This is a genomic window from Candidatus Latescibacterota bacterium (assembly GCA_019038625.1).
In the GTDB taxonomy this organism is placed as follows: Bacteria; Krumholzibacteriota; Krumholzibacteriia; order Krumholzibacteriales; family Krumholzibacteriaceae; genus JAGLYV01.
The window spans coordinates 1-7,673 of sequence record JAHOYU010000192.1 but is presented as its reverse complement, the minus strand read 5'-3'; the positions used below and the strand labels follow the sequence as shown (position 1 = coordinate 7,673).

The 7,673-nt window shown below is 51.7% G+C and carries 6 protein-coding genes; all 6 read right to left on the bottom strand.

The features are described 5' to 3' along the window. A partial coding sequence (locus tag KOO63_13415) for a hypothetical protein (protein MBU8922810.1) occupies positions 1 to 251 on the bottom strand: 251 nt, incomplete at its 3' end. Beyond that, positions 248 to 2,812: a DNA gyrase subunit A gene (gene gyrA / locus KOO63_13410; GenBank protein MBU8922809.1), complete on the bottom strand. Its 2,565-nt coding sequence runs from the start codon at positions 2,810 to 2,812 to the stop codon at positions 248 to 250. The genes gyrA and KOO63_13415, both read right to left, overlap by 4 nt. 103 nt (positions 2,813 to 2,915) lie before the next feature. Next, positions 2,916 to 4,826 (bottom strand): DNA topoisomerase (ATP-hydrolyzing) subunit B, encoded by a 1,911-nt coding sequence (gene gyrB, locus KOO63_13405; GenBank protein MBU8922808.1) that lies wholly within the window; start codon positions 4,824 to 4,826, stop codon positions 2,916 to 2,918. Continuing rightward, on the bottom strand, positions 4,823 to 5,140 hold the full coding sequence (locus tag KOO63_13400; GenBank protein ID MBU8922807.1) for a DUF721 domain-containing protein: 318 nt from the start codon (positions 5,138 to 5,140) through the stop codon (positions 4,823 to 4,825). The genes gyrB and KOO63_13400 overlap by 4 nt, the downstream gene beginning before the upstream one ends. A gap of 80 nt (positions 5,141 to 5,220) precedes the next feature. Then, entirely contained in the window at positions 5,221 to 6,351 is a 1,131-nt protein-coding gene (gene recF / locus KOO63_13395) for a DNA replication and repair protein RecF (GenBank protein ID MBU8922806.1), read from the bottom strand. 31 nt (positions 6,352 to 6,382) lie between these two features. Next, positions 6,383 to 7,489 carry a DNA polymerase III subunit beta gene (gene dnaN / locus KOO63_13390; protein MBU8922805.1) on the bottom strand — a complete coding sequence of 369 codons (1,107 nt, stop codon included), beginning with the start codon at positions 7,487 to 7,489 and terminating at the stop codon, positions 6,383 to 6,385. Positions 7,490 to 7,673: the final 184 nt, after the last annotated feature.

Below are 7,673 nucleotides of genomic sequence, written 5' to 3'. Positions count from 1 at the left end.
CCCCCAAGAAACTCCGACCCTTTGTCCCCCGGCCATCTGGCCCCGAGAGTCATTCCAGCGTTTTGACATTCTCTCAGCATCCCGTTTTCGGGGAGATTTATCGAGATACGGCCATTCCTCAAGCCGAAAACTGTCTTTTCTCCACGCGAATCGTCTTGCCAGACAGCTCCTGCCGTGACAGTCATCGTGACGATAGTCACTACCAGGACTGCCATAGACAGAACAATGCTTATGCCTGCCCGCTGTCTCATTTTTCTCCGTCATCTATATTATTTTCTTCGCCGCTTTCTTCTTCGTCCCCGGGATCATCCATGTTTTCTGTGGTTTTTTCATCGCCCGGACCAGCTTCCAGTTCCGGCCCCTCGCTGCCGTTTTCATCCCCGTTTTCATCTTCGCCAGCGACAAGCGCCACATCGACAACGGAATCACCCTCATTCATTTTAATGACTCGGACTCCCTGGGCCGGCCTTCTGATAATCGAGATCCCTCCGACCGGGCAGCGGATGATCATACCGTTCTTTGTGATGATCATCACCTCTTCATCATCGAGTACTTCTTTCACGGTCACCAGGTCCCCGTTGCGACCAACGGTCGGGATACACACGACACCCTTGCCACCACGCTTGATATTCCTGAACTCCGTGATCCTCGTCCGTTTGCCATAACCATTCTCTGTGATTACAAGGAGGGCTGTGTTTCTCTTCACGACGACCATCTCGACGACTTCGTCGTCTCCGTCCAGGGTGACACCCTTCACTCCCTGTGTGGCCCTTGACGTCTGCCTGACGTCTGATTCCTTGAATCGTATCGCCTTGCCCTTGCGCTTCGCGAGGATGATGTCGTCACTTCCCGAAGTAAGCTTGGCCCGGATCAGTCGGTCGTCTTCCCGCAGCCGGATCGCTATGATGCCCCCCCTCCTGGGGTTGGCGTAGGCTGACAGGTGAGTCTTTTTGATAAATCCTTTTTTCGAGGCCATCATCAGGTAGGCATCCGCTCCGAAATCGCTGACCGGGATAAAGGCGTTGATTTTTTCTTCTCTCGACATCTCGAGAAGATTGACAATGGCTTTTCCCCTGGCCAGCCTTCCGCCCTGCGGTATCTCGTGCACCTTGAGCCAGTAGCACTTGCCGGCGTCAGTGAAAAACAGGATGTAGCTGTGTGTTGAAGCGATGAAGATCTGTTCGACGAAATCCTCATCTTTCATCCCAAGCCCTGTTATCCCCTTCCCACCCCTGCGCTGTCTCTTGTAGGTATCGACAGGGATCCTCTTTATGTATCCCGAGTGGGTTATCGTGATTATCATATCCTCTTCGGCGATGAGGTCCTCGATCTGGAAATCGCCTTCCGCGTCGACTATCTCCGTGCGCCTCTCGTCTCCGAATCTTTCCAGCAGTTCACCCAGTTCTTTGGTGATGATATCGAGAAGCATATCCCTGTTCTCCAGGATCGACTTGTAATAGGCGATCTTCTGGATAAGCGCGAGGTATTCCTCCTCGATCTTCTTTCTCTCGAGGCCCGTGAGCCTCTGGAGTTTCATATCGAGGATAGCCTGGGCCTGGATCTCACTCAGGCTGAATTTCTTTATCAGGCCATTTCTGGCCTCGGAAGGAGAAGCGCTCTGCTTGATCAACTTCACTATCGCGTCGATATTGTCGAGAGCTATCTTGTATCCCTCGAGAATATGGGCCCGTTCTTCGGCCTTCCTGAGGTCGTACTTCGTCCTTCGCGTGATGACATCTTCCCTGTGTTCGAGGAAGAGGGTCATCATCCTTCTCAGGTTCATCACCTCGGGAAGCAGTTTGTTCAGCGACAGCATTATGATCCCGTAGGTCGCCTGAAGCTGCGTATGTTTGTAAAGCTGGTTGAGAACGACTTTCGGATACGAATCTCTCTTAAGGTCGACGACCATTCTCAGTCCGTCCTTGTCCGATTCGTCCCGGATATCGGAGATCCCTGTCAGCTTACCTGCCCTGACAAGTTCGGCTATCTTCTGGATGATCGACGCCTTGTTCGTCTGGTACGGTATCTCGGAGATCACGATACTTGTCTTGCCGCTCTTCTGTGTCTCAATGTTGGCCCGGGCCCGTACTATGATCTTTCCCCTGCCTGTCGTGTACGCTTCCCGTATTCCCCCTCTGCCGTATATTATTCCACCCGTCGGGAAATCCGGCCCCTTGACAAAGGCGAAGAGTTTCTCGTCTTCCATTTCCGGATCCTTGAGCAGGGCCTGGAGACCTTCGATTATTTCTGTGATGTTGTGAGGCGGGATATTCGTCGCCATTCCCACGGCGATCCCCGACGCACCGTTGATGAGCAGGTTAGGCACTTTCGAGGGAAGCACGAGGGCCATCTGCCTGGTCTCATCGTAGTTTGGCCCGAACTCGACCGTTTCTTTCTCAATATCGGCCAGGATTTCCTCGGCGATCGCCTTCATCCGGACTTCCGTGTACCTCTCTGCAGCGGCACGATCTCCGTCGATCGATCCAAAGTTGCCCTGTCCGTCGACGAGAGGATATCTCAGAGAGAAGTCCTGCGCCAGCCTGACTACGGCATCGTAGACCGAGTTCGTCCCGTGAGGGTGGTAGTTACCAGTGACATCACCTGTCAGCTTTGCCGATTTTCTGTATGGCTTGTTGTGCGCCAGACTAAGGTCGTTCATGGCAAGCAGGATCCGCCGGTGTACGGGCTTCAGCCCGTCTCTTACGTCCGGCAGCGCTCTCGACACGATGACACTCATCGAATAATCGAGATAGCTCGTCTTCATCTCATCTTCTATGTTGACCGGTATTACCCGTTGCCTGTTCAGGTCCATTCAGTCGTTCCTCCTCCGTCTTCCGCTGTTCACCGTCTCGTTCCAGCCGGCTTATCCTGGCGGAAAGACCCTTCTTCCCAATTGTTATTTATGCCGCCCCCGGTCACACATCGAGATTCTTGACCGCCAGCGCGTTTTCCTGAATAAATTTCTTTCGTGGCTCGACCTTGTCACCCATCAGCATCGTAAAGACATGGTCAGCCTCGACCGCATCCTCCAGAGTGACCTTCAGTATCGTCCGTCGCTCCGGGTCCATGGTCGTCATCCAGAGCTGGTCGGGATTCATCTCGCCGAGACCCTTATATCTCTGGAGGTAGACTCCTTTTGACCCACCCATCTCCTTCATCGTGCTGTCTTTTTCTTTGTCGTTGTAGACATAGGTCTCTGTTTTGCCTTTTTTCAACCGGTATAGAGGCGGCTGAGCGATATAGATACATCCGCTTTCTATAAGTTTGGGCATATACCTGAAAAAGAGGGTAAGAATAAGCGTCTTGATGTGGGCTCCGTCCACATCGGCATCTGTCATGATGATGATCTTCCTGTAGCGGGCCTTCTCCAGGTCGAATTCCTCGCCTATGCCAGTGCCGAGAGCAGTTATGATCGTCTTGATCTCCTCGTTGGAGAGGACCTTGTCCAGCCTGGCTTTCTCCACATTAAGGACCTTGCCCTTCAGCGGAAGTATCGCCTGGAACCTGCGGTCTCGTCCCTGCTTGGCTGAACCGCCCGCCGAATCCCCCTCGACCAGGTATAGTTCGCACTGTTCCGGGTCGGTCATGGAACAGTCCGCAAGTTTTCCGGGAAGAGCGCTTGATTCGAGGATCGATTTTCTCCGTACCAGCTCCCTCGCCTTTCGCGCCGCGTCCCGCGCCCTGGCCGACTGAGTAGCTTTTTCTATGACCTTTTTCCCTACCTTGGGATTTTCCTCGAAAAACTCACCGAGCCTCTGCCCGACTATCGTCTCCACTATCCCCTTGATCTCGCTGTTGCCCAGCTTGCCTTTCGTCTGTCCCTCGAACTGCGGGTCGGGCAGCTTGACGCTGATCACAGCAGTTATCCCCTCACGCACATCATCTCCTGAAAGCGATATCTTCTGGCCCTTCTTGAACAGGTTGTTCTTCGTCGCGTAGCTGTTCAATGTCCTTGTCAGCGCCGATTTGAATCCTATTAGATGGGTCCCGCCATCGACAGTATTAATATTGTTCGCAAAGCAGAACATCTTTTCTCCATACGAATCATTGTACTGAATAGCGATCTCCACCTCGTATGGATCGGTATTATCAAAGATATATATCGGCTTCTTGTGCAGGACTGCCCGGTTCTCGTTGAGGAAGCTCACAAACGAGACGATACCGCCGTCATACTTGAAGTCATGGCTCTTGCCGGAACGTTCGTCCAGAAACACAAGATTGATGCCCTTGTTGAGGAAGGCAAGCTCCCTGATCCTCAACGAGAGCGTGTCAAAGCTGTATTCCAGGGTCGAAAAGATCTTTTCGTTCGGCATAAATTTGACTATCGTCCCGGTCTTTTTCTTCTTCCCGTTGTGCGGTACCGCATTAAGGGGCGTGACCGGCTTGCCCTTCTCGTACCGCTGCGTGTACGATTTGCCGTCACGGAAGATCTCGACTTCCAGCCAGGAAGACAGCGCGTTCACCACCGAGACACCGACACCGTGAAGGCCTCCTGACACCTTGTAGCTGTCGTGGTCGAATTTTCCCCCGGCATGCAGAGTAGTCATCACGACCTCGACTGCCGGTTTCTTCTGTGTGGGGTGTATATCGACGGGGATGCCGCGTCCATTATCGGTCACGGTCACGCACCCCTCCTCTGCGATAGTTATCGTGATCTTGTCGCAATGCCCAGCCATCGCTTCGTCGATACTGTTATCCACTACTTCGTATATCATGTGATGCAGTCCGTGAATATCGGTGCTCCCGATATACATCGCGGGTCTTTTCCTGACCGCATCTAGCCCCTTCAACACCTGGATCCCTTTTGCGTTGTATTCCTTGCTCATCCCTCGTTTCTTTCCCTTTCTATAAACAACCGGATCCCCCTCACACCAAGTCCGGGGAACCTCTCCCTGATCCGTCTAATTATCCTGTCCTGGTGAAACCTGATCTCCTGCATCCAGACATTGTTTTCCACCATCACAAAAAGGGTGCCTTCGTGAACATCTCCGGGCCGACATCTAGCCGCAACCGTTTCGCCGACGACCTCCACCCATTCCGCTCGGAGCCTCACAGCTTCTATCCTGCTTTCAAGGCCCATTGCTCTGAACACTTTTGGTAGAATCGCGCTTGCTTTTTCAAGTGATGTCTCAGGCCGCATTTTCCTGCTCCTCAAGCACCTTTTCTCATCCCGCCATTGTATTACCAAACCCTCAAAAAATAAAGGAAAATCTCCCCGAGTCAACCCCTTTCTTCCCCGTTCGCAGACACCCCCACACCTTTGAAAACACCTCGCTCCACAACCAGCTCAAGGGCTCCGCTTCCGGCAGTGTCAAGCTGCTCCTTTCTCGGGGAAGTAATAAAACTCTGGTACCCACTCGAAAGCAGGCCCCTTACCCCCGCAGAAGTCTCGCCATCGAGTTCGGAGAAAATATCATCCAGAAGAACGACGGGCCTCTCAGCCCTTTTTTCCATTATCGTTCCTGCCTGCGCCAGCTTCATCACGATCGCGGCCAGCCGTCTTCTCCCCTGTGACCCATATTTTCTCAGGTCGACGTCATCAAGAGTCAATACTATATCGTCGTACTGAGGTCCTGCCAGGGAATATCCCCTTCTTTTTTCGCTTCCTGACACACGCACCAGCGCGGCTGCCAGAGATTCCTCAAGTTCTCTTTCCCTGTCTCCAAAGGAACACCTGTAATCGAGCCCGAATCTTTCCCCTCCCCTGATCTCGTCATATATCCCGGCTGCTTTTTCAGCAAGCCCCGAAAGTATCTCTCTTCTCCCTCTTGCAACCGAGGCTCCCTTTTCTACAAAAGCGCTGTTCCATGCCTCAAGCTCCTCCGCCCCGCCTTCCCCCAACGAGATCTTTCTCAGAAGAGAGTTCCTCTGCGCCAGGATCCTGCGGAATTCTTTCAGGTCTACAAGAAACTCGGGTGAGACCTGGGCGGCGGTATAATCCGCAAACAATCTTCTCACGGCAGGAGGTCCGGATGAAAGCTCGACATCTCCAGGAGTAAATATCACAGAAGGTATCAACCCGATGATCGAAGAGACGCCCGGTTGGCGGTCTCCGTTCACCTTCGCCCTTATCCTGCCTCCCTGCTCCAGTGACAACTCGATATCGAGACATATTCCCGTATCACTCTCGCAGCTCAGCTTGAGATAGAAATAATCCTCACCGAAGGTGATCATCTCGGCAACTTTTGAGGTCCTGAACGACCGCCCGAGAGAAAAAATATGGATCGCCTCCAGAAGGCTTGTCTTTCCCTGAGCGTTCTTGCCGGAGATAAAATTGAATGACCCAGAAAACCCGAGCTCGGCGCCGGCGATATTTCTGAAATTAACGGCGCGAATCTCCCTGATGATCATCCCCGTTCACCACACTTCCCTGCCCCGTAGATCAATTTATCCTGAGAGGCATCACTATACAGAGATGTTTCAAGTCTCCGCCCTGATCCACAGGCATGACCATTCCCGCATTGTCGGGTTTGTCGAGATGAAAAGCTATATCGTCGCCTTCCATCGTCCTGAGAATGTCCTGAACATATGCCGCGTTATATCCGATCTCCATCTCGTCTTCCGAGTATGTGGCCTCCAGCTCTTCCCTCGCCTCTCCCAGATCCTGAGTCGTCACATGCAGAGTCAGCTTATCCTTTGAAACAGAGAAAATCACCTGATGTGTCAGTGCGTCCGAGAGAATAGATACTCTTTTTGTCGCCGACGAAAGAAGGTCCTTTGATACCAGGAGCTCCTTTTCGTTCTTTACAGGTATAACCTTCTGATAGTTGGGAAAGGGCCCTTCGAGCAACCGTGAATATATGGATACATCGGTCATCTCGAACGAGATACTGTTATCCCCGATACTGACCTTTATCATCTCGTCCTTTTCCGCAAATGCCTTGAAGGTCGAAAGGGCCTTCGGAGGAACAATGACTTCTGATTTCTGAATATCGCCCAGGGACAGCTTAGCTTCTACTTTTGCCAGCCTGTGTCCATCAGTAGAGACCATAAGGATGCCACCGCGGTCCGTTTCCCATTTCACTCCACATAGCGCCGGCCTCGTCAGGTCAGTTGACACTGCATATATGGTCTTCCGTATCATCTTTCCGAGGAATCCGGAATCGATCGTGAATTCTGTCCTGCTTTCCTGTTTTGGGAGTTTTGGGAAATCTTCAGGATTTCGGCCGTTGACAGTAAACTTGCTCTTGCCGCATTTTATTATGAGTTTTTCTCCATCGGCTTCTATGTTCACGTCTCCGCCGGGAAGAGATTTTACTATCTCGGCGATCTTTTTTGCGGGAACAGCGATCCTGCCTTGTTCTTCTATATTTCCACTGACTCTTGTGGTCACTGAAATGTCAAGGTCTGTTGCTGAAAAGGCTATTCCGGAGTCATCGGCCACGACAAGCGCCATAGATAGAATCGGCATGGTAGTCTTTCCGGGGACTACAGCCGAAACAGCGTTCATCTTCTTGTTCAGTTCACCCAGCGGAACTATTATCTTCACGCCGAAACCTCCTGATCGTATCGATTATTAAAACCTGAAAACCAATATTGAAAAAACAACAAATAGAAAAAAAGCATAAGTCAAAACTCCGGGATTTACAAGAAAAAACAATAATATCCGAAGGTGTCCACAACAGGTTCCTATTACTCCAGAGTATTTTAATAAATAAGTAGTAGTAGTAGTG